Source organism: Luteibacter sp. KNZ12-1A (assembly GCF_056755675.1).
On record NZ_JBPGXU010000008.1, the window covers coordinates 38598 to 60734 of the forward strand.

The 22137-nt window shown below is 66.7% G+C and carries 15 protein-coding genes; 7 read left to right on the forward strand and 8 right to left on the reverse strand.

Annotated elements, in window-relative coordinates; genetic code table 11:
• Positions 1–12: 12 nt before the first annotated feature.
• Together ACR9ZJ_RS03590 and ACR9ZJ_RS03595 are read right to left on the reverse strand one after the other, a co-directional pair.
• Positions 13–1239 carry an efflux RND transporter periplasmic adaptor subunit gene (locus ACR9ZJ_RS03590; RefSeq protein WP_481281061.1) on the reverse strand — a complete coding sequence of 409 codons (1227 nt, stop codon included), beginning with the start codon at positions 1237–1239 and terminating at the stop codon, positions 13–15.
• The gene (locus tag ACR9ZJ_RS03595; RefSeq protein WP_371022035.1) at positions 1236–1892 is read right to left on the reverse strand and encodes a TetR/AcrR family transcriptional regulator; all 657 of its coding nucleotides are present in this window, start codon (positions 1890–1892) and stop codon (positions 1236–1238) included. Before ACR9ZJ_RS03595 ends, ACR9ZJ_RS03590 begins: the two co-directional genes overlap by 4 nt.
• Before the next feature lie 266 nt (positions 1893–2158).
• Between ACR9ZJ_RS03595 and ACR9ZJ_RS03600 the strand changes: the two genes are divergently transcribed.
• The 3 genes from ACR9ZJ_RS03600 (at position 2159) to ACR9ZJ_RS03610 (ending at position 9098) form a co-directional block, all read left to right on the forward strand.
• A complete protein-coding gene (locus tag ACR9ZJ_RS03600) occupies positions 2159–7078 on the forward strand; it encodes an NAD-glutamate dehydrogenase (RefSeq protein WP_481286897.1) in 4920 nt (1639 codons plus the stop codon).
• 269 nt (positions 7079–7347) lie between these two features.
• The gene (locus ACR9ZJ_RS03605; protein WP_481281058.1) at positions 7348–8106 is read left to right on the forward strand and encodes an NAD kinase; all 759 of its coding nucleotides are present in this window, start codon (positions 7348–7350) and stop codon (positions 8104–8106) included.
• 56 nt (positions 8107–8162) lie between these two features.
• Entirely contained in the window at positions 8163–9098 is a 936-nt protein-coding gene (locus ACR9ZJ_RS03610) for a 5'-nucleotidase (RefSeq protein WP_481286898.1), read from the forward strand.
• A 171-nt stretch (positions 9099–9269) separates the two neighbouring features.
• Here ACR9ZJ_RS03610 and ACR9ZJ_RS03615 read toward each other — a convergent pair whose 3' ends face one another.
• The gene (locus tag ACR9ZJ_RS03615) at positions 9270–10145 is read right to left on the reverse strand and encodes a DMT family transporter (protein ID WP_481286899.1); all 876 of its coding nucleotides are present in this window, start codon (positions 10143–10145) and stop codon (positions 9270–9272) included.
• Positions 10146–10302: 157 nt separating this feature from the next.
• Between ACR9ZJ_RS03615 and ACR9ZJ_RS03620 the strand changes: the two genes are divergently transcribed.
• Genes ACR9ZJ_RS03620 through ACR9ZJ_RS03635 form a run of 4 tightly spaced genes read left to right on the forward strand, consistent with a single transcriptional unit; the run spans position 10303 to position 14955 of the window.
• Positions 10303–11472, forward strand: coding sequence for an acyl-CoA dehydrogenase family protein (locus ACR9ZJ_RS03620; RefSeq protein WP_481281056.1), 1170 nt, complete (start codon positions 10303–10305; stop codon positions 11470–11472).
• A gap of 7 nt (positions 11473–11479) precedes the next feature.
• The gene (locus tag ACR9ZJ_RS03625) at positions 11480–12016 is read left to right on the forward strand and encodes a GNAT family N-acetyltransferase (RefSeq protein ID WP_481286900.1); all 537 of its coding nucleotides are present in this window, start codon (positions 11480–11482) and stop codon (positions 12014–12016) included.
• 47 nt (positions 12017–12063) lie between these two features.
• Positions 12064–12666: a glutathione S-transferase family protein gene (locus tag ACR9ZJ_RS03630; RefSeq protein WP_481282715.1), complete on the forward strand. Its 603-nt coding sequence runs from the start codon at positions 12064–12066 to the stop codon at positions 12664–12666.
• A 24-nt stretch (positions 12667–12690) separates the two neighbouring features.
• A complete protein-coding gene (locus tag ACR9ZJ_RS03635) occupies positions 12691–14955 on the forward strand; it encodes a thiamine pyrophosphate-dependent enzyme (RefSeq protein WP_481286901.1) in 2265 nt (754 codons plus the stop codon).
• A gap of 18 nt (positions 14956–14973) precedes the next feature.
• Here ACR9ZJ_RS03635 and ACR9ZJ_RS03640 read toward each other — a convergent pair whose 3' ends face one another.
• The 5 genes from ACR9ZJ_RS03640 to ACR9ZJ_RS03660 all read right to left on the reverse strand — a co-directional run bounded on the left by ACR9ZJ_RS03640 (position 14974) and on the right by ACR9ZJ_RS03660 (position 22137).
• Positions 14974–16728, reverse strand: a complete 1755-nt coding sequence (locus tag ACR9ZJ_RS03640; RefSeq protein ID WP_481286902.1) for a sensor domain-containing diguanylate cyclase — start codon at positions 16726–16728, stop codon at positions 14974–14976.
• Positions 16729–17037: 309 nt separating this feature from the next.
• Complete coding sequence (ppk1, locus tag ACR9ZJ_RS03645) at positions 17038–19197, reverse strand: polyphosphate kinase 1 (RefSeq protein ID WP_481286903.1); 2160 nt, start codon at positions 19195–19197, stop codon at positions 17038–17040.
• A gap of 107 nt (positions 19198–19304) precedes the next feature.
• The gene (gene murB, locus ACR9ZJ_RS03650; protein ID WP_481286917.1) at positions 19305–20324 is read right to left on the reverse strand and encodes a UDP-N-acetylmuramate dehydrogenase; all 1020 of its coding nucleotides are present in this window, start codon (positions 20322–20324) and stop codon (positions 19305–19307) included.
• A 17-nt stretch (positions 20325–20341) separates the two neighbouring features.
• A complete protein-coding gene (locus ACR9ZJ_RS03655) occupies positions 20342–21370 on the reverse strand; it encodes a quinone-dependent dihydroorotate dehydrogenase (protein ID WP_481286904.1) in 1029 nt (342 codons plus the stop codon).
• Entirely contained in the window at positions 21370–22137 is a 768-nt protein-coding gene (locus ACR9ZJ_RS03660) for a class I SAM-dependent methyltransferase (protein WP_481286905.1), read from the reverse strand. Before ACR9ZJ_RS03660 ends, ACR9ZJ_RS03655 begins: the two co-directional genes overlap by 1 nt.

Below are 22137 nucleotides of genomic sequence, written 5' to 3' on the forward strand. Positions count from 1 at the left end.
GAGAGAACTCCCTTACTGCTTGCCGGCGGGGGCGGCCGCGGCGGGACCGCCCTCGGCCGGAGCCGGGGTTGCCTGCGCGGGCGATGCCTTCACCGGAGCGTTGTCCCGCGCCTTCGGCAGGCCCTGGACAATGATCTGGTCGCCAGGCTTGAGACCGCCGGTGACCACCCAGTTGGTGCCGCTGAGACGGTCGGTCTTGACCGGACGGCGCACGGCGGCCGAGGGCACGGTGATGTCCTTGCCGGTCTGCGGATCCTTCGCGTGGCCTTCGCCCACGACCATGACGTAGGCGTCGTTCGTGTCGCGCAACACGGCGGCCTGGGGCACCAGGAACACGTTGTGCAGGTCGCCGAGGGTGGCCTTCACCGTCACGAACTGCCCCGGCAGCAGGCGCAGGTCGGTGTTGGCGAGCTGCGCGCGGAGGTTCACCGTGCCGGTCTGCGGATTCACCGTGGCCGAGGAGAAGTCGAGCACGCCCTGTTCACCGAAGTCGGAGCCGTCGGGCAGCTGGATGCGCACGGTGGCCTTGTCCGTGGGCGAGAGCGTGGCGGCGCCATTGGCGGCGGCACGGCGCATGGTGTCGAGGTCCGCCACCGACATGCTGAAGTTCACGTACACCTTGTCGATCTCGTCCACCTGGGTGAGCAGGGTGGTGTCGCTCTGGCCGACGAGGGCGCCTTCGGTCACCTGCTGCTGGCCGGCGCGACCATCGATCGGCGAGACCACGTCGGTGAAGCCGAGGTTGATCCGGGCGGTCTGGACGTTGGCCTCGGCCTGCTTCACCGAAGCGAGCGCCGTGCGCTCGTTGGCTTCCGCCGTGTCGAGGTCCTGGCGGGACACGTAGTTCTTGCCGATCAGGCCGCGGGCGCGATCGGCCTGGGCCTTGGCGTTGACCGCCGTGGCGCGGGCGGAGGCGAGCACGGCGAGCTGCGAGTCCAGCTCGGCCTTGAGCGGCTGCGGATCGATCTGGAACAGCTTCTGCCCGGCCTTGACGTCCGTGCCTTCCTCATAGAGGCGGTGCAGGAGGATGCCGGGCACGCGTGCGCGCACATCGGCGGTGCGGAAGGCCGAGACGCGGCCCACCTGGTCCTGGACCAGCGGAGTGTCCTGGGGCTGGGCGGTGATGACGCCGACTTCCGGCGGAGGCGGCTGCTGGGGAGCTTCCTGCTTGTGGCAGGCGGCAAGCGCCGCGGCGAGGCCGAGGGCCAGCAGGGACGAGCGCAGGGGCAGGGGATTCATGAGAACTCCGTTCCTTTTCCAGGTTTCTTGTTCGTTCGCGCCGGCTCATCCGGCAGGATGTCGTACGCGTGCATAAATACTGTTACCGCGTGCCTGGCCCAGTCGTCCTGTGCCTTTCGGCCTCTTGCGCGGACCCCGAAGAGGCGACGATCCCCTTCAAGCCCGTGCAACATGGACAGGAACAACTCCGCGGCGACGTCCGGGTCCTCGCGGCGCATGTGGCCGTGGTCCATCGCCTCGGCCATGCAGCGCGCGAGCCGTACCGCGACCGTGTCGATCGCGGTACGGAAGAACGTCCTCGCCGCTGCCGGAAAGCGCGGCGCCTCCGCGATCAACATGCGGCCCAGGGCCACGTGCGCATGGTCCATCACGTAGGTCTGGTGCGCCTCGGCCAGGGCATGGAGCATGTAGGCCAGGCCGCGGCTTTCAGGGGCAAGGCTCGCGTGGAGGGGCAAGACGAGTTGTTCGACGGCGGCGTGGAACAGGTTGTCCTTATTATCGAAGTGCGCATACACGGTCTGCTTGGACACACCCGCCTCGCGTGCCACGGCTCCCATGCTGACGCGGTAACCATCGCGCAGGAACAACGAACACGCCGCCTGGAGCACCCGCTGCTGATGGTCCGACGGCGGGCGGGTCTCCAGGTGCGACATTAGCTATACCTGCTGGACTATACCGTCCAGTTTAGAATTACCTTTCCCCAGCGTCAACGGGCATCCCGCACATTCGCGCCCGAATTGTTGCGATGCACGGAACGACCGGGGTGCACGGCAAGCCCGCTTTCTCGAAATGGGGCGACGAGGATGCCGCAACGCGGTGAAAAAACGGCAACGGCCGATGTCATCCGGTGTGGCTACATGACATCGGTGGGAGCTATGCTTTCACGGATTTTCCGACTCCCCACATCGACAATCCGCCCATGAATGCGATTCGCGCTGCCGAAAACGGCCCGTTCCATGCCGTTGTCTTCGATGAACTGAAAAAGCTCGACCACCCCGCGGAGCGCCTCGATGAGGCGCGCTTTTTTATCGAGGCCTTCTTCGACCGGATCGCCCCCGCCGACCATGGCCTGCACGCGCCGGCCCGCTGGGCCGCGCTGATCGCCGACCTTCTGGCCTTCGCCCGCGAGCGGACGCCCGGCAAGGCCAAGGTCAGGGTGTACAACCCCGGGGTCTCCGGTAGCCGCGCCGTGGTCGAGGTCGTCACCGACGACATGCCCTTCCTGGTCGACACCGTCTCCATGGTGGCCGCCGCTCACGCCGACATCCACGCGATCATCCACCCGGTGGTGCCCGTGGTGCGCTCGGCCGCCGGTGTCCTCCAGTCGATGGGAACGGGGGAGAAGACCGAGTCGATCATGCGTTTCGAGATCGATCGCATCGACGATACCGAACTGGACACCCTCAGGGCGAACGTCGAGACCGCCTTGTCCGATGTCCGCGAGGCCGTGGACGACTGGCGCGCGATGCGCGGCAAGATGATCCAGATCGCCGACGAACTCGGCCAGCGCGCGTTGCCGTATACCGCCGAGGAAATCCGCGAGGCGAGCGAGTTCCTGCGCTGGGTGGCGGACGAGCATTTCACCTTTATGGGCTATCGCGAGTACGAAGTGTCGGCCGATGCGGGCGACGAGGTGCTCAAGACCGTCGAAGGGTCGGGGCTTGGCATCCTGCGGGCCGCGGAGCGTTCGCTCGCGCCGCGTTCGCTACGCACCCTGGTCGCCAGCGAACTGCCGCGCTCCGGCTCGACGGACGCGATCATCCTGACCAAGACCAATGCGCGGTCGCCCATGCACCGCGCCGGCTACATGGATTACATCGGCGTCCTCAAGTTCGACGACAAGGGCCGGCCGGTCGCCGAGCAACGTTTCCTGGGCCTGTTCTCGTCCAACGCGTACATGGCCCATCCGCAGCACGTGCCGCTGGTGCGCGAGAAGTGCGAGGCGGTGATGAACCGCTCGGGGCTCAAGCGCGATTCGCACTCGGGCAAGGCCTTGCGCCACATCCTCGACACGCTGCCGCGGGAAGAACTGTTCCAGTGCAGTACCGACGAACTCTACGCCCTCTCGATGGGCCTGCTCGAACTGGCCCAGCGCACGCGCACGCGCCTGTTCATCCGCCGCGACAGCTACGGCCGGTTCTTCTCCTGCCTGGTCTACATCCCGCGCGACCGCTTCAATACCTCCGTGCGCGAGCGCGTGGAGAACGTGTTGCGCGACGCGTTCCATGGCGAGCACGTCGATTCCGCGGTGCTGATGGGCGAAGCCGCCCTGGTGCGCCTGCATGTCGTGGTGCGTCCGCGCATCGGCGACCATCCGGTCTACGATGCGACAGGGATCGAGGCGCAGATCGTCTCGATCGCGCGCAACTGGTACGACGAACTGCGCGACCGGCTGATCGAGACGGCCGGTGAGCAGCAAGGCATCATCCTGGCCAATCGCTACGGAAAGAGCCTGCCCGCCGGCTACGTCGACGAGGTATCGCCGCAGGTCGCCGCCGCCGACGTACGTGCCCTGGCGGGCCTCGACGGTCCCGACGCCATCAGCATGTCGTTCTACCACCCCCCGCACCGGCCGGAGGAACTGCGTTTCAAGGTCTACCGTTCCGGCTCCGACATCGCCCTTTCCGAAGTGCTGCCGCAGCTGGAGAACCTCGGCCTGCGCGTGCTCACCGAGCATATGTACGAGGTGAAGCAGGCGGATGGCTCGCTCTACATCCAGGATTTCGAGGTGCAGCCGGTCGGCCGCCTCGCCTTCGAGGTGGAGCAGGTCGGCACGATCTTCGAGGACGCCTTCGAACAGATCTGGCGTGGCAACGCCGAGAACGACGGCTTCAACCGCCTCGTCCTCGGCGCCAAGCTCGGCTGGCGCCAGGTGGCCGTGCTGCGCAGCTACTGCAAGTACCTGCTGCAGACGGGCGTGGCGTTCTCCCAGGCGTACATGGAAGACGCGCTCAACCGTTACCCGGCCATCGCCGGCCTCATCGTCGAGTTGTTCAACGCACGCTTCGATCCTCGCCGGGAAAGCCTCGGCGGTGCCGAGCGCGAGCGTGCCGAGAGCCTGCTCTCGCACGAGATGCATGCGTTGATGGACCCGGAAACGCTCGCCGCGCAGCCTGGACTCATCGGCAACCTGGTGGCTTCGCTCAGCCTCCCGCGCGCCGAGCAGGTGACGGCGGTGGAAGAGGCGATCAACGCGCTGCTCGACAACGTGTCCAGCCTCGACGAAGACCGCATCCTGCGCAGCTTCATCTCGCTGGTCCACGCGACGTTGCGCACGAATTTCTTCCAGGCCTGGGACGGCGCGTTCCGCCCGTACATCAGCTTCAAGTTCGATTCGCACAAGGTGCCGGACCTGGCCAAGCCGGTGCCGTTCCGCGAGATCTTCGTTTATGCGCCGCGCGTGGAGGGTATCCACCTGCGCTTCGGTTCCGTCGCCCGTGGCGGCCTGCGCTGGTCCGATCGCCGCGAGGACTTCCGTACCGAAGTCCTCGGCCTGGTCAAGGCGCAGATGGTGAAGAACACCGTCATCGTGCCGGTGGGCTCGAAGGGTGGCTTCTTCGTGAAGCGGCCGCCGGTGGGTGCCGATCGCGATGCACAGCTGGCCGAGGGCATCGCCTGCTACCGCATGTTCATCAACGGCCTGCTCGACATCACCGACAACCTGGTCGAGGGCAAGGTGGTGCCGCCGCACGACGTCGTGCGTCATGACGACGACGACCCGTACCTGGTGGTCGCCGCCGACAAGGGCACCGCGACGTTCTCGGACATCGCCAACGCGATCTCCAGCGAGCATGGCTTCTGGCTCGACGACGCCTTCGCCTCGGGCGGATCGAACGGTTACGACCACAAGGGCATGGGCATCACCGCCAAGGGCGCCTGGGAGTCGGTGAAGCGCCATTTCCGCGCGCTGGGCCGCGATTGCCAGACCGAGGAATTCAGCGTGGTCGGCGTGGGCGACATGTCCGGCGATGTCTTCGGCAACGGCATGCTCCTGTCGGAGAAGATCCGACTGCTCGCCGCGTTCGATCACCGCCACATCTTCCTCGACCCGAACCCGGACGCGGCGAAGTCGTTCGCCGAGCGCCAGCGCATGTTCGCGTTGCCGCGATCCTCGTGGGACGACTACGACAAGTCGCTGATCTCGGCCGGCGGTGGCGTTTACCCGCGCAGTGCCAAGTCGATCCCGGTGTCGCCCGAAACGCGCGCCGCGCTCGGCATCCGTTCCGACGCCACGCACATGGCGCCGACCGACCTGCTTTCGGCGATCCTCAAGGCACCGGTCGACCTGCTCTGGAACGGCGGTATCGGCACCTACGTGAAAGCCACCAGCGAAACGCATGCCGATGTCGGCGACCGTGCCAACAACGCGCTGCGCGTCAACGGCAGCGAACTGCGCTGCAAGATCGTGGGCGAGGGCGGCAACCTGGGCATGACCCAGAAGGGCCGCATCGAAGCGGCGCAGTCCGGCGTGCTGCTGAACACCGATTTCATCGACAATTCGGCCGGCGTGGACACCTCCGATCACGAGGTGAACATCAAGATCCTGCTGAACGACGCCGTGCAGCGAGGCGAGCTGAGCTTCGAGGGCCGCAACAAGCAACTGGCGGAGATGACCGACGAGGTCGCCCGCCTCGTCCTGTGGGACAACTACCGGCAGAACCAGGCGATCACCGTGATGGAGCACCAGTCGGTGCGCCGCCTCGGTTCGATGGCTCACTTCATCAGCACGCTGGAAGCCGAAGGCATGCTCGACCGCCAGGTCGAATCGCTGCCGACGGCCGCCGAACTGGCGGAGCGCAAGCAACGTGGCCAGGGCCTTACCCGGCCGGAACTGTCGGTGTTGCTCTCGTACGACAAGATCCGCCTGTTCCAGCAACTGCTGGATTCGGACGTGCCGGAAGACCCGTATCTGTCGCGCGAACTGGTCCGTTACTTCCCCGTGCCGCTGCACGAGAAGTACGCCGAGCACATGCAGCGTCATCGCCTGAAACGCGAGATCATCGCCACGGCGGTCACCAACTCGACGATCAACCGCATGGGCGCCACGTTCATGATGCGCATGCAGGAGGACACCGGACACGGTCCGGCCTCCATCGCCAAGGCGTATACGGCGGCGCGTGAAATCCTCGACGCACGCGACCTGTGGGCGGAGATCGAGTCGCTGGACGGCACGGTGGCGGAAGACACGCAGATCGACGCCATCCTGCAGATATGGTCGTTGCTGCGCCACCTCACCCGCTGGCTGCTCAACCGGCCGGGCGGTTCGCTGGATATCGCGGCGAACGTCGATCGCTATGCGAGCGAGGTCACCACCTTGCGCAAGGCGTTGCCGGATGCGCTCACCGATACCGGTCGCGGCGATTTCGCCGCCAGCCAGGAAAAGTGGGAAGGCCTTGGCGTGCCGAACGAGCTATCCATTCGTCTCGCCCGGGTGCCGGTGTTGCGTGCCGCCCTGGACATGGTCGAGGTGTCGAAGCAGAGCGGCAAGGACATCGCGACCGTGGCCAAGGTGTTCTACGAGTTGGCCGAAGCACTCGACCTGGAGTGGTTGCGTGGCCAGATCGAGGCCTTGCCGGTGGAAGGTGCATGGCATGCGCAGGCGCGTGGATCGCTGCTGGATGAACTCAACGCCCAGCACCGCGCGCTCGCCTTGCAGGTCCTGGCTGTCGCCGGCGATCGCACGGATGTCAGCCCGGTCAAGGCATGGCTGGAGCGGGACGACGCCACGCTCAAGTACACCCGCGCGATGCTGGCGGAGATCCTCACCCAGAACGCGGATTATCCGATCGCCTCGGTCGCCGTCCGCCGCCTGGCGCAGTTGGCGCAGATTCCGGTCTGAGGCCGGGTGTCGCCGACAGGGTCGGCTCCCACCAAGGCCCGTGCCCTGGTGGGCGACGACCCTTGGGTGGGAGCCCATCCCGAGGTTGGAGCCAATCCTGACGTTGGAGCCAACCCCGAGTGCCGGGTGGTACCGGGGGGCCGACTGCACCGGTGGGAGCCGACCCTGTCGGCGATACCCGCTGGCGAAAACCTCCACCGTCTTCCCGGCCTATCCGACCGGCGGCCTTAAGGACTAAGCTCCCGGCTGGATCCGCCAAGCCTTCCCTTATGCGCCTAGCCTTCGTCGCCAGCGAAACCGAAGTCGCCCAACGCGCCCGTGCGGCGCTCATCGACCGTTACAAGGGCGTGGAGCCCGGGGACGCCGATATCATCGTGTCGCTGGGTGGTGACGGCTTCATGCTGCGCACCTTGCATGCGCATCGCACGCTCGGCGTGCCGTTCTACGGCATGAAGCTGGGCCGGCTGGGTTTCCTGATGAACCAGCACGAAGTCGACAACCTGCCCGAGCGGATCGAAAAGGCCCACCCGGCCGTGTTGCATCCCCTGGAGATGCACAGCATCTGCTGCGATGGCGCGGAGCATCGCGCCTTGGCTTTCAATGAAGTGGCCCTGCTGCGGCAGACCAACCAGGCCGCGCACCTGCAAGTCAGCCTCAACGGCGAGGTGAAACTCGCCGAGCTGGTCTGCGACGGCATCCTCGTGTGTACGCCCGCCGGGTCCACCGCTTACAACCTGTCCGCGCACGGTCCCATCCTGCCCCTGGACGCCAACGTCCTCGCGCTCACCCCGATCAGCCCGTTCCGCCCGCGCCGCTGGCGGGGGGCGATCCTGCCCCATGCCACCCGGGTGGGCTTCGCCACGCGCGACCCGAACAAGCGCCCGATCAGCGCCACGGCGGACTTCCACGAGGTGCGCGATGTGCGCAGCGTGGAGATCAGGCAATCGCGGCGGAACGCGGTGCGATTGTTGTTCGACCCGGAACACAACCTGCAGCAGCGCATCCTCGACGAGCAGTTCGCGCCGTAGGCCTGGCGCGTCGGGTGCATTAGGATGGGAGCCGGAACGCGCTGGACAGCATGCCCATGACCACCCACGACGATACGCAGAACGCCCACGCCGCATCCTCCGTGCGCGACAACCGCCTGGTCGTCGCGATTTCCTCGCGGGCGCTGTTCGACATGGAGGACAGCCATGAGCTGTTCGAGCGCGAGGGGCTGGATGCCTACCGCGCCTTCCAGATCGAGCACGAGGACGACCTGCTCAAGCCGGGCGTCGCCTTTCCGCTGGTGCAGAAATTGCTCGGACTCAATGCGCTTTCCGGCGACGTACCACCCGTCGAGGTGATCCTGCTCTCGCGCAATTCCGGCGACACCGGGTTGCGTATCTTCAACGCGATCCAGCACTACAAGCTGGGCATATCGAGGGCGGCATTCACCAGCGGCGCACCGACCTCGGACTACATCGCACCGTTTCGCGCGGACCTGTTCCTCTCCGCGAACGCCGAGGACGTAGGGCGCGCCTTGCGCGCCGGCGTGGCGGCGGCCACGATCCTGCCATCGACCGCGCCCCAGCGATCCAGCGAGCAACTGCGCATCGCCTTCGATGGCGACGCGGTGATCTTCGGTGACGAGGGCGAGCGCGTTTCAAAAGAGCAGGGGCTGGAGGCCTTCCATCTCAACGAATCGGAGCGCTGGGCCGAGCCGCTTTCCGGCGGCCCTTTCCGTGGGTTTCTCGCCGCGCTGCACCGGCTCCAGGCGGCTTTCCCGGCGGAAACCTCGCCGATCCGCACGGCTCTCGTCACCGCTCGCTCCGCGCCCGCGCACAAACGGGTGATCCTCACGCTGCGCCGCTGGGGCGTGCGCATCGACGAGGCGCTTTTCCTCGGCGGCCGTGACAAGGGACCTTTCCTCGAAGCCTTCGGCGCGGACATCTTCTTCGACGATTCCCCGGCCAACGTGGAATCGGCCCGCCGCCATGTGGCGACCGGCCACGTGCCGCACGGGGTCAGCAACACTTAGCAATCAGGTGCCAGCCATCACCTGGCCGGCTGCCGCCGGATCGCCGACAAGTCGGCTCCCACCAGTCCGCGAGAGATTTTTGTGGGAGCCGCTTCAGCGGCGATGGGTGCTGGCCGCTGTCTGGCCGGCTGCCGCCGGATCGCCGACAGGGGCGGCTCCCACCAGGTCGCTTCAGACGATGTTCGTCCAGCGCCACCAGTCGGTCTTCTTCTCTTCGCGCACGAAGGTGAACAGGCCGGCGCCCAGGATCATCACGATGCCGACCAGCATCGGCCAGTCCAGGTGATCGTGGAACAGCAGGTAGCCGAAGAGAATGGCCCATAGCATCTGGCTGTATTGCGTCGGCGCCACGCGGTTGGCCGGCGCATTCTGCGTGGCGAGCATCAGCAGGACCGCTCCCGCCGCGGCCAGCAGGCCATAGCCCAGCACGAGGAACCACTGGTGCGCGTCCGGCCAGACGAAGTGCGGCAGCATCATGATGAAGCCCGCGATCATCGGCCCGATCACGCCCGCGCCGTACAGCGTGATGCGCTTCTCGGTCGCGCCGGCCATGCGCAGCGCGATGATCGACAGCGCGCCGGTGATCCCGCAGATGATCGCCGCGACGTGTCCCGTGCCCAGGTGACGAAAGCCCGGCCGCAACACCACCAGCACGCCGAGGAAGCCCACGATCACCGCCGACCAGCGCCGCCAGCCGACGTGTTCGCGCAGGAAGACCACCGAGAGGATGGTCACGAAGATGGGCAGCAGGAAGATCAGCGAGAAGGCCTCGGCCATCGGCAGGGCGGTGAAAGCCATGACCGCGGTCACGTTGCCGATGGCGCCCGCCGTGGCGCGAAGCAGCCACAGGCCGGGCATCTTCGATATGACGATCTCGCTCCAGCGGTCGCCGGGCTTCTTCAGGAAGGGAAAGGCGGCCATGGCCAGCACCGCGCCGAAGAACACCGCCTCGTACGCGGGAAGGCTGCCTTCCAGCGACTTGACGAAGGCGTCGCTCCACGCATAGGCGGCGTAACAGGCGAAGCCGAGCAGCACACCTTTGAACATGGCGGTCCGTCAGGGAGCGGGCAGGGTGGTCATTATGGCGCCTCCGGCGTGGAGATTCCGGCAACCGGTCCCACGATTGCTGCGGCCCGCCATGACCCCGCCATCGGCCATGGCTACAATCGTGGGCTTTCCGGCTGCCCAGGCAAGAGTCCCACGTATGGCCCACCGTCTCGATCCGCTCGACCTCTACGATGTCCGCTCGCTGCTCACCGACGAAGAGCGCATGGTCCAGGACACCGTCGGACGCTTCGTCGACGAAAAGGTCCTTCCGATCATCGGCGACTGCTTCGACCAGGGCCGGTTTCCCGCCGAGCTGGTTCCGGAGATCGCCTCGCTGGGCCTCCTGGGCGCCACGCTGCCGGAGGAATACGGCTGCGCCGGCATGAACGGGGTGAGCTACGGCCTGATCTGCCAGGAGCTGGAGCGGGGCGATTCGGGCCTGCGCAGCTTCGCCTCGGTGCAGAGCTCGCTGTGCATGTATCCCATCTTCGCCTACGGTTCCGAAGAGCAGAAGCGCGAGTACCTGCCGCGGATGGCCGCGGGCGAGATCATCGGCTGCTTCGGCCTGACCGAGCCGCACGGCGGCTCCGACCCGGCCAACATGAAGACGGTCGCGCGCAGGGATGGCGGCGACTGGGTGATCAACGGCGCCAAGATGTGGATCACCAATGGCAACCTCGCCCACATCGCGATCGTCTGGGCGCAGACCGACGAAGGCATCCAGGGCTTCATCGTGCCGACGGACACCAAGGGCTTCGCCGCGCAGGAAGTGCACAAGAAGATGAGCCTGCGCGCCTCGGTCACCTCGGGTCTGTTCTTCGACGACGTCCGCGTGCCCGACAGTGCGCGGCTGCCCAACGTGAAGGGCCTGAAGGGACCGCTGGGTTGCCTCAACCAGGCGCGTTACGGCATCACCTGGGGTCCGATCGGCGCCGCGCAGGCCTGCCTGAAGGAAGTGCTCGACTACACCGCGCAGCGCGTGCTGTTCAACCGCCCGCTGGCGGCGAACCAGGCCGTGCAGATCCGGGTGGCCGACATGGCACGCCGCATCACGACCGCCCAGTTGCTCTCCCTGCAACTGGGCCGCCTGAAGGACGCCGGGCGCCTGCAGCCCACCCAGGTGTCCCTGGCGAAATGGAACAACGTCCGCATGGCCCTCGACATCGCGCGCGACTGCCGGGACATCCTCGGTGGCGCGGGCATCACCACGGAACATTCGGCGATCCGCCATGCGCTGAACCTGGAATCGGTCATTACCTACGAGGGCACCGAGACCGTCCACCAGCTGGTGGTCGGCCGTGAACTCACGGGCATCAACGCGTTCTGACGCCGGCATGCACGGGCCCGTCATCGAAACCGACCGGTTGATCCTCCGGCCCACGGCGGCGGAGGATTTCGACGCCTGGGCCGAATGCATGGCCGATCCTGAAGTCAACCGCTTCCTCGGCGGTCCGCAGCCGCGCGCCATCGCCTGGCGCAACTTCATGACCATGGCCGGTTGCTGGAGCATCGAGGGTTTCGGCATGTTCTCGGTGATCGAACGCGCCAGCGGACGCTGGGTGGGCCGACTGGGCCCATGGCAGCCGGAAGGCTGGCCGGGCCACGAGATCGGCTGGGGGCTGCTGCGGGAAACCTGGGGCAAGGGCTACGCGACGGAAGGCGCGGCCGCCTCGATGGACTGGGCATTCGCCAACCTTGGCTGGAGCCAGGTGATCCATTCGATCAACCCGGGGAACCTCGCCTCGATCGGCGTCGCGAGGAAGCTCGGTTCCACCTGGCAAGGGCCGGGTGCCTTGCCGCCACCGTTCGAGGACGACATCGTCGATCTATGGGGGCAGACCCGCGAACAGTGGCTCGCCCGCCGTCGTTGATTCCTTTCTTTCCCTGAGGACATCCCTTGGCCCATTCCAATTCCTCCATGCCGACCATCTATGGCCTGCGCGCATCGGGCAATTGCTACAAGCTGCAACACCTGCTGGACATGCTCGGTCGTCCCTATCGCTGGATCGAGACCGACAGTACCGCCGGCGCCACGCGCACCGCGGAATTCCTCGCGTTGAACCCGAACGGCAAGGTGCCCCTGCTCGTGCTGGAGGACGGCCGCCGCCTCGCCGAGTCCAACGCGATCCTTTGCTATCTCGCCGAAGGTACGGCCTTTCTGCCGTCGGACCCATGGGAGCGTGCGCGCACGCTGCAATGGATGTTCTTCGAGCAATACAGCCACGAGCCGTACGTGGCCGTGGCGCGCTTCGTCTGCAAATGGCTGCCCGGGGACCATCCGCGTCGCGGGGAGTTGCCGCAGCTGCTTGAGCGCGGCGCGCGGGCGCTGGATGTGATGGAAGACCATCTCGCCAGCGAATCGTTTTTCAGCGGGGGCGGCTTCGGTGTCGCCGACATCGCGCTATTCGCCTATACGCATTGCGCCGCCGACGGTGGTTTCGACCTCTCCCGTTGGCCGAATGTCACCGACTGGCTGGCCCGCGTTCGTGCGCAGCCCGGTTTCTCGCCGATGCACGCCTGATCCCCACTTCCCCGAGTCTTTCCCATGTCCGCTCCGCAAGCCATCGCCGCCCGTCACAAGGGTTTCAACCGCGCCGAGATCGTCGATCGGAATTTCGTCGAGTTCGTGCAGTCGTGGCGAGGCGACACCGCCCGTGCGCCGCATGACGACGAGCCGGTGCTGCCCGGAAGCGCATTGGATGCGCGTGGGTTTCGCGAACTGCTCGAATCGCAGCTGATCAGTCGCCACCTCGACCTGATGGCGCGCGTGCTGCGTGTGCAGAACAAGGTGTTCTATACGATCGGCTCGTCCGGGCACGAAGGCAACGCGATGGTCGCGCGGGCCACCCGGCACACCGATCCCGCCTTCCTGCACTACCGCAGCGGCGGCTTCATGGCCGAGCGTTTCCGCAAGCTGCCCGGCATGGACCCGGTGATGGACTCGGCCTTGTCCTTTGCCGCGAGCAGCGAGGACCCCGCGTCCGGCGGCCGCCACAAGGTCTGGGGAAGCAAGCCGTTGTGGGTGCTCCCGCAGACCTCGACCATCGCCTCGCACCTGCCCAAGGCGCTCGGTACCGCCGTCGCCATCGAGCAGGCCAAGCGTATCGGGCACGCCTTGCCCGTGCCGGGCGACTCGATCGCGATCTGCTCGTTCGGCGATGCGTCGTCGAACCACGCCACGGCGCAGACCGCGTTCAACGCGGCGGCCTGGACCGCATACCAGAAGTTGCCCGCGCCCGTGCTCTTCGTGTGCGAGGACAACGGCATCGGTATCTCGGTGAAGACGCCGGGCGGGTGGGTGGCCAACAACTTCCGCCATCGTGCGGACCTCGACTACTTCCACGCCGACGGCCTCGACCTCGCCGGCGGTTACGCGGACGTCGAACGCGCCGTCGCCCATTGCCGCAACACGCGCCGGCCGACCTTCCTGCACCTGGTCACGACACGGGTGATGGGCCACGCGGGCACCGATTTCGAGATCGAGTGGCGTTCCGTCGAGGAACTGGTGGCGTTGGAAGCCACCGATCCGCTACTGCGCAGCGCGACCATCGCGCTCGCCTCGGGCCTTTACGATTCCGAGAGCCTGCTCGGGCTCTACGAGGGGATTCGCAAGCGCTGTTTCGAAGCGGCCGATGTCGCCGATCGCACCGCCAAGCTCGACAGCCTGGCCGACGTCATGGCGCCACTCGCCCCGTACACGCCCGATGCCGTTCGTGCGGAAGCGGCGCGCATGGGGGAGGCGACGGAGCGCGAGCGCGCGTTCGGCGGCGCCGACAAGCTTCCGGAAAACCAACCGCCACGCCACCTGGCCATCCAGATCGGCCAGGCCCTGCACGACCTCATGGCGAAGTATCCGGAAAGCCTGTTGTTCGGCGAGGACGTGGCGCAGAAGGGTGGCGTGTACACGGTGACCAAGGGCTTGCACAAGGCCTTCCGCAACACCCGCGTGTTCAACACGTTGCTCGACGAGACGATGATCCTCGGCCTTGCGCAGGGCTATGCCAACATGGGCATGCTGCCGTTGCCCGAGATCCAGTATCTCGCGTACTTCCACAACGCCTGCGACCAGATTCGTGGTGAAGCGGCCTCGTTGCAGTTCTTCTCCAACGGGCAGTACCGCAACCCGATGCTGATGCGGGTGGCCTCCCTGGGCTACCAGCGCGGTTTCGGCGGCCATTTCCACAACGACAACTCGATCGCCGCGTTGCGCGACATCCCCGGGTTCGTGGTGGGTTGCCCGAGCCGCGGTGACGATGCCGCGACGATGCTGCGAACCCTGGCGGCCCTGGCGAAAGTCGACGGCCGGGTCACCGCTTTCCTCGAGCCGATCGCGTTGTACATGACCAAGGACCTCTACGAGGCTGGCGATGGCCAGTGGCAATTCGCCTATCCGTCACCGGGCGAGGCGATGCCGCTGGGCGAGGGGCGGATTTACGAGGAGGATGCGAACGACCTCGTCGTCTTCACCTTCGGCAACGGCGTGCCGATGAGCCTGCGCGCGGCGCGACGTATCGAAGCGGAACATGGATGGAAGGTGCGCGTGGTGGACCTGCGCTGGCTCGTTCCGCTCAACGACGCCTTCATCGCCCGGCAGGCCAAGGGTGCGAAACGTATCCTGGTGGTGGACGAGGGGCGCAAGAGTGCCGGCGTGGGCGAGGGCGTGATCACCGCCATCGTCGAGGCGGGGCTGGGGCACGTGCCGCTGCGCCGTGTCGTGGGCGCCGATACGTTCACGCCGCTGGCGGGTGCGGCGTTCCTGGTGTTGCCGGGCGACGACGATATCGTGGCCGCGGCCGCCGGGCTGGCTTGAGGCGATAGACGGCGAACCTCAGTTCGCGGCTTTTCCGATATCGTTGCGGCGGACCAGCACCGGTCCGGCGTGGCCGGCGCACATCGCCTGGTTGCGCCCGGCGAGCTTCGCCGCGTACATCGCCTTGTCCGCCCGCTCGACCAGTGATTGCACGGTATCCGCGGGCGTGCGCATGGCCACGCCGATCGAGACCGTCAACAGCGATCCCTGCGCTCCCACGTGCACGTCGAGCCGATGCACGCGCCGGCACAACCGCGTCGCGACCTGCATGGCATCTTCCCTGTCCACGCCTTGCAGCAAGGCCACGAACTCTTCACCCCCGTAGCGGCCGAGCAGGTCGGGCGGCCTGAGTTCATGACGCAGGGCGGCCGCCACGGCCACCAGGGCTCGGTCGCCGGTGGCGTGGCCGTGCCGGTCGTTGAGTTCCTTGAAGTGATCCAGGTCGAAGAACAGCACGGCGATGGGACGCGAGGCCCCCTGTTCCAGCACACCCGTCGCCGCATCGGTCCAGGCGCGACGGTTGAGCAGTCCCGTCAATGGATCGCTGTCCGCAAGCTGGCGGGCGCGGTCGCGATCGTGGCGGATGGTGAGCGCACGGTCGGACAAGCCGATCGACAACACGATGGCCTCGAAGGCGCCCACCGCGATCGCCGCATCCGGCAGCCACGGCGCTCCCGCGAACATGCCCTGCTGTTGGGCGCCGCATAGCGCGGTAAGGATGAGCAGTGGTGTCCAGCCCGCCAGGAAAAACCAGGCATGCCGCGAACCGCGCACGGCGGCGATGGCACCGGCCACGAGCAGGAGCAACGCGCCGAGCAGCACCAAGGGTTGTAACAGCAGCTGGGCCATGCCCACCAGCATGCCGACGCCGGTCGCGCGAAGCACGATCAGCAAGGGCATCACCACCGCGAAGGCCAGGACGGGCGTGCGCAGCAAGGGCACGTATTCGTCGACCTTGGCGAAGCGCAGCATGAACAGGGCCGCGAAGGTCACCGACAGTGCCGTCACCGCCGCGCCGAGAGTGTCGGCCATGCCGGCCAGCGACTGCAATTCGAGCGGGTGGAAAACGAAGCCCGAGCGCAAGCCCTGGATCAAGGCATAACAAATCAGGTACGCGGCATACCAGCCGAAGGTCATGTCGCGCAGGATCAGCGTGAAGCACAGCGCCATCAGCGCCATGGTCAGCATGACGGCAAAACATCCGGTGGCGAAGACCATCCAGCTGCCGTCGTCCCGGAGGTAATCCGGCCACGAGTCGATCGATATCGTCACCGCGCCCGGCGGTTGTGCCGTGGGCTCGAATTTCAGCAGGAGTGGCCGTGACGCCGGAATCGACGCGGGCACGTTGAAGATCAGCCGGCCGTGACCGTGCAGGGGTGGCCCGAAGTCGTCCAGCGAGGTGGTCGCCACCAACGTGTCGCCGTCGTAGAGCGACACCGCGCCCATGCCCGGATGGCCGACGCTGAGCACGCGTTCGCCCGTCGTCCAGGGGGGCAGGCCGCGTAAGATCACCCAGGTGCCGGTGGGCGCGTTGGGGAGGATCTGCATGCGCGCCGGGTCGAAGGCGGGCAGGGGCCGCTGGGCCGCCTCGCGGAGGATGTCGGCGGGAGTGTCGCCCGGACGCACCTCGCGCCAGTTGGCCGTGAGCGTGGTCGCGGTGGCGGTACCGCCCAGAAGCAGGCCGCACAGCACCGTCGCCTGGAACAGACGGTGGACCCACCCGTGCTGGCGGTTGCCGGTACGCATATACGGCACCATTCTGCCGTGGTCCATGGCCGCTGTCGCGCTGGCCGTTGGGCGTATCCGTTGTGGGTGCTGCTGTCGTGGGAGCCGCTGTCGTGGGAGGTGTCGTTGTGAGAGGTGTCGTTGTGGGAGCCGGCTTGCCGGCGATCCCGCGGCAGCGGGCCAGGGTGAGGCAAGCACCCATCGCCGCTGAAGCGGCTCCCACAGGAGAAGTGGTCCCCACAGGTGAAGTGGTTCCCCACAGGTGAATAAGTTCACACAGGTGAAGTGGTTCACACAGGAGAGGCGGCTCCCCACAAAAAAGCGGCTCTCACAGAGAAGCCGCTCCGTGGGGGCGTTTCAGCTGGGCTGGGGTGCCGCTATGCCGCCGAAGCGTTCCAGCAACTGGGCCTGCGCGTCGCGGACCGGTTGGCCGGGGGACGGCTGCAGGAGGGCATAGCTCCCGTCGGGCTGCTGGACCCATGCCGAGTGGTTGTCCGTGAGGTAGAACTCCAGTTCCCGCCGCACCCGCTGGCGCAGCTTCTTGCCTTCGATGGGAAAGCAGGTCTCGACGCGGCGGTCGAGATTGCGTTCCATCAGGTCGGCGCTGGCCAGGTAGAGATCCGGTTCGCCGTCGTTGTGGAACCAGTAGACGCGGCTGTGTTCGAGGAAGCGGCCCACCACGGAGCGCACGCGGATATTCTGCGATACCCCCGGGATGCCTGCGCGCAGGCAGCACATGCCGCGAACGATCAATTCGATCTTCACGCCTGCCTGGCTCGCCCGGTAGAGCGCGCGGATCAGCTTGGGATCGGTGATCGCGTTGATCTTGCAGACGATCTCCGCCTTCTTGCCCGCGGCGGCGTGCGCGGCTTCACGCGCGATCAGGTCGAGCAGGCCTTTCTTCAGCGTGAAGGGTGCGTAGAGCATCCGCTTCATCTTCAGCGCCTTGCCCATGCCGGTGAGCAGGCGGAACAGGCGATGCACGTCGTCGCACAGGGCTTCGTCGGACGTGAGCAGGCTGTAGTCGGTGTACAGCCGCGCGTTGCCCGAATGGTAGTTGCCGGTGCCGAGATGGGCGTAGCTCACCAGCTTGCCGTTCTCGCGGCGCTGCACGAGCATCAGCTTCGCGTGCGTCTTCACGCCCACCACGCCATAGGTCACCACGGCGCCCGCCTGCTGCAGGCGCGAGGCCAGGGTCAGGTTGGATTCTTCGTCGAAACGCGCGCGCAGTTCGACCACGGCGGTGACTTCCTTGCCCGATCGCGCCGCTTCCACCAGGGCGTCGACGATCTCCGAGTTGGCGCCGCTGCGGTAGAGCGTCTGCTTGATCGTCAGTACCTGGGGGTCCTTGGCCGCCTGGCGCAGGAAGTCGACCACGGGCGAGAACGATTCGAAGGGGTGGTGGAGCAGGATGTCCTGCTTTCCGATCACCGAGAACATGTCCTCCGCGTCGGCCAGCGCCTTTGGCAGGGCGGGTACGAAACCAGGAAACTGCAGGCGCGCGTAGGCCGGTTGCAAGGTCATCTCGAACAGGCGCGCGAGGTTCACCGGGCCGTTCACCTCGTAGAGCGAATCCGCTTCCAGCGAGTACTGCTTGAGCAGGTAGTCCACGAGGGGCTTGGGACAGTTGTCGGCCACCTCCAGGCGCACGGCGTCACCGTAGCGGCGCGAGAAGAGTTCACCGCGCAAGGTGCGCGCGAGATCTTCGACATCCTCCGGGTCGATGGTCAGGTCCGCGTTGCGGGTGAGGCGGAACTGATACGAGCCCAGCACGCGCATGCCGGGGAAGAGATCGTCGGCATGCGCGTGGATGATCGACGAGAGCAGCACGTAGTTGTCGCCACCTTCGCAGACTTCCCCGGGCAGGCGGATGAGGCGCGGCAGGATGCGCGGCGCCGGTACGATCGCGAGGCCCGAATCGCGGCCGAAGGCATCGGTGCCTTCCAGCTGGACGATGAAGTTCAGGCTCTTGTTCACCAGGCGCGGGAAGGGGTGCGTCGGATCGAGGCCGATCGGCGTGACCAGCGGCGCCACCTCGTGGCGGAAGTAGCGGCGCACCCAGAGCTTCTGTTTATGCGTCCACTGGTTGCGGCGGACGATGCGGATGCCTTCGTCCGCCAGCGCGGGGAGGATTTTCTCGTTGAGGATCGCGTACTGGCGCTCGATCTGGCGGTGCGCCAGTTCCGATATCTCGGCCAGGACGCGGCGCGGTGGAATGCCGTCGGCGCCGATCATTTCATGGTCGAAAGCGATCTGCTGCTTCAGGCCGGCCACGCGGATCTCGAAGAATTCATCCATGTTCGACGAGAAGATCAGCAGGAACTTGAGCCGCTCGATGAGTGGCTTGGACTCATCCAGCGCCTGGTCGAGCACGCGGATGTTGAACTGTAGCTGCGATAGCTCGCGGTGGACGTAGAGACTGGAATCGTTGAGGTCGATCTCCGCGACATCCGGTGGCGGCGCCGTCCTGGCGGTGGCGCTCTTCGCGGGGGCGATCGACTCGTTGGGCGGGGTCATCGTATCCAGGGTGGCGTCCTCGTCGCGGATCGCGACGCCCTCATGGTACGCCGCCCGTGCGAGGGTATGACGGGGCTCTTACACCCTCATGACACGCGCCACGATGCTCAGACCACCAGCGGTTCGGGTTCCAGTGTCACGCCGAACATGCCCTCGACCCCGGCGATCACCTTCTGGGCGAAGGCCCAGAGCTGCGGGCCGGTCGCCTTGCCGTGGTTCACCAGCACCAGGGCGTGCCGGTTCGACATGCCCGCGTCGCCGTCGCGCTGGCCCTTGAAGCCGGCCGCCTCGATCAGCCAGCCGGCGGAGATCTTCGCCGTGCCTCCGGCGTGTGGCCACACAGGCAGGCCCGGATGGGCGAGGACGAGCGCCTCGGCCTTCGCCGCGCCGACGATCGGGTTCTTGAAGAAGCTGCCGGCGTTTCCGATCACCGCCGGATCGGGCAACTTGCGCGACCGCAGGCGCACGACCGCCTCGGCCACGTGATACGGCGTGGCGCGCTCGATGCCCATCTTCGCCACTTCCTCGCGGATGCCTGCGTAGTCGAGCGAGAGCGGGCGTTCACGCGGAAGGGAGAAGGTCACCGCCACGACGATCCACCGGCCCGGCTGCTGCTTGAAGCTGGAATCGCGGTACGAGAACGCGCAAGCGGCCTTGTCGAGCACGACGAACTCGCCCGCATGCGTGTCCCAGGCTTCCACGGTATCGATGAATTCCGCCACTTCGACACCGTAGGCGCCGATGTTCTGGATCGGCGAGGCGCCGACGGTGCCGGGAATGAGGATCAGGTTTTCCAGGCCCGCGTAGCCCTGGCCGAGCGACCAGCGTACGAAGTCGTCCCAGCGTTCCCCCGCCGCCACGCGTACCAGCACGCGATCGTCGCGCTGGAAGGTCTCGACGCCCCGCGTGGCCATCGCCAGGACGGTACCGTCGAAATCCCCCTTGATGAGCAGGTTGCTGCCTTCGCCGAGTACGAGGACCTTGCCTTCCTTCACGGCGGGATACGCCAGCAATTCGGGAATCTTCGCCGGATCGCGCACCTCCGCGAGCAGTTTCGCGCGTGCATCCACGCGCAGCGTGTTGCGGCCGCCGAGCGGCGCATCGCTGGCGAGGCTGAACCCGCCCATGTCGACAGGCGCGTTGTTCATGCCACGAGCCCCTGGCGCCGGATCTCGGCGACGGCCTCGGCGATCAGTCCGGGGCCGCGATAGACGAGGCCGGAGTAGAGCTGCACCAGCGTGGCGCCGGCCTCGATCTTTCCGGCGGCGCTGTCGCCGTCGAGGATGCCGCCCACGCCCACCAGGGGAAGCTTGCCCCCGAGGCGCGCATGCATGCCGCGCAGCACGGCGGTGGACCGGGCGAACAGCGGCCGGCCGGACAAGCCGCCGGTTTCGTGGGCGTTGGGATCGCCTGCGACCTCGGTGCGTTCGATCGTCGTGTTGGTGCAGATCACGCCGTCGATGCCGGAAGCGAGCAGCACATCCGCCATGGCGTCCAGTTCGGTGTCCGACAGGTCCGGTGCGATCTTGAGCAGCATCGGCTTGCGCTTGCCATGCTGGCTCGCCAACCGCTCCTGTGCATCGCGCAGCGTCCCGATGAAACGGCGCAGGGTTTCCTCTTCCTGGAGATCGCGCAGTCCTTGCGTGTTCGGCGAGGAGATATTCACGGTGATGTAGGTGGCCAGCGGATACGCGCGTTCCAGGCAGGCGAGGTAATCGTCGATGGCACGCTCGTTCGGCGTGTCCTTGTTCTTGCCGATGTTGATGCCGAGCACGCCGCGGAACGACGCCTTGTGCACGTTGCGCACCAGCGCGTCGATACCTTCGTTGTTGAAGCCGAGCCGGTTGATGATCGCCTCGTGCCGCGGCAGGCGGAACATGCGTGGTTTGTCGTTACCCGCCTGCGGGCGCGGCGTGACCGTGCCGATCTCCACGAAGCCGAAGCCCAGCGCGGCGAGGCCGTCGAGGTGCGCGCCATTCTTGTCCAGGCCTGCGGCGAGTCCCACCGGATTGGGGAAATCGATACCGAAGGCGCGTACCGGCAGGTCCGAGGGTGGCTTCGCGATCCAGCCCGAGATACCGCTGCGCTGCGCGACATCGGCGGCGTACAGGGTCAGGCCATGCGCGGTCTCGGCATCCAGTGCGAAGAGCAGGGGGCGGATCAGTTCGTACATCAGGCGTCCGGGTGGCCCGCGAAGACGCGGGTGTCGTAATCGTAGTCGACCGTGCCATCGGTCTGGGTCGTGTCGAACAGCGAGCGCAACGCGAACAGCATCGGCTCGTGGTTGGGATGCCCGGGCTTGGGTGCGTACGACGACGACATCAGGCGGCCCAGGAGTCCATCGTAGTCGAGCTTCTGGCCATGCGGGAACGACGCCATGCCGCGATAGCCATGGGCGAACCAGCGCGCCATGCTCTCGTCGTCGGCGTAGCGCTCCGCGATGCTGATGTAATCGACGCCGTATTCGTGCAGCAGCCGCTCGTAACCTTCCAGGAACGGCGTGCCCGACAGCCGGCGACTGTTCCAGAACACGGCGACCAGGCCGCGCGAAGGCAGGATGCGCGCGAATTCCTCGCGCACCCGTTCCTTGTCGAACCAGTGAAACGCCTGCGCGGCGATGACGAGGTCGACCGAGCCGTCGGGCAAGCCCGTTGCCTCGGCGGTGCCATCCACGGCCCGGAACCGTTCTTCGCCACCGAGCCAGCGTTCGGCGGCCGCGCGCATCGCCGCGTTCGGTTCGACGGCGGTCACGCGATGTCCGGCGTCGAGGAACAGCTTGCTCGAGATGCCCGTGCCCGCGCCGATATCGGCGACGGCCCAGTCGGTATGGACGCCGAGGCCATGCAACCACTCGACCAGCGCCGGGGGGTAGTCCGGGCGATAGCGGACGTAGTCCTCTACGCGGTCGGAAAAACGTTCCGTGGAGCGAAGGTCGGTCAT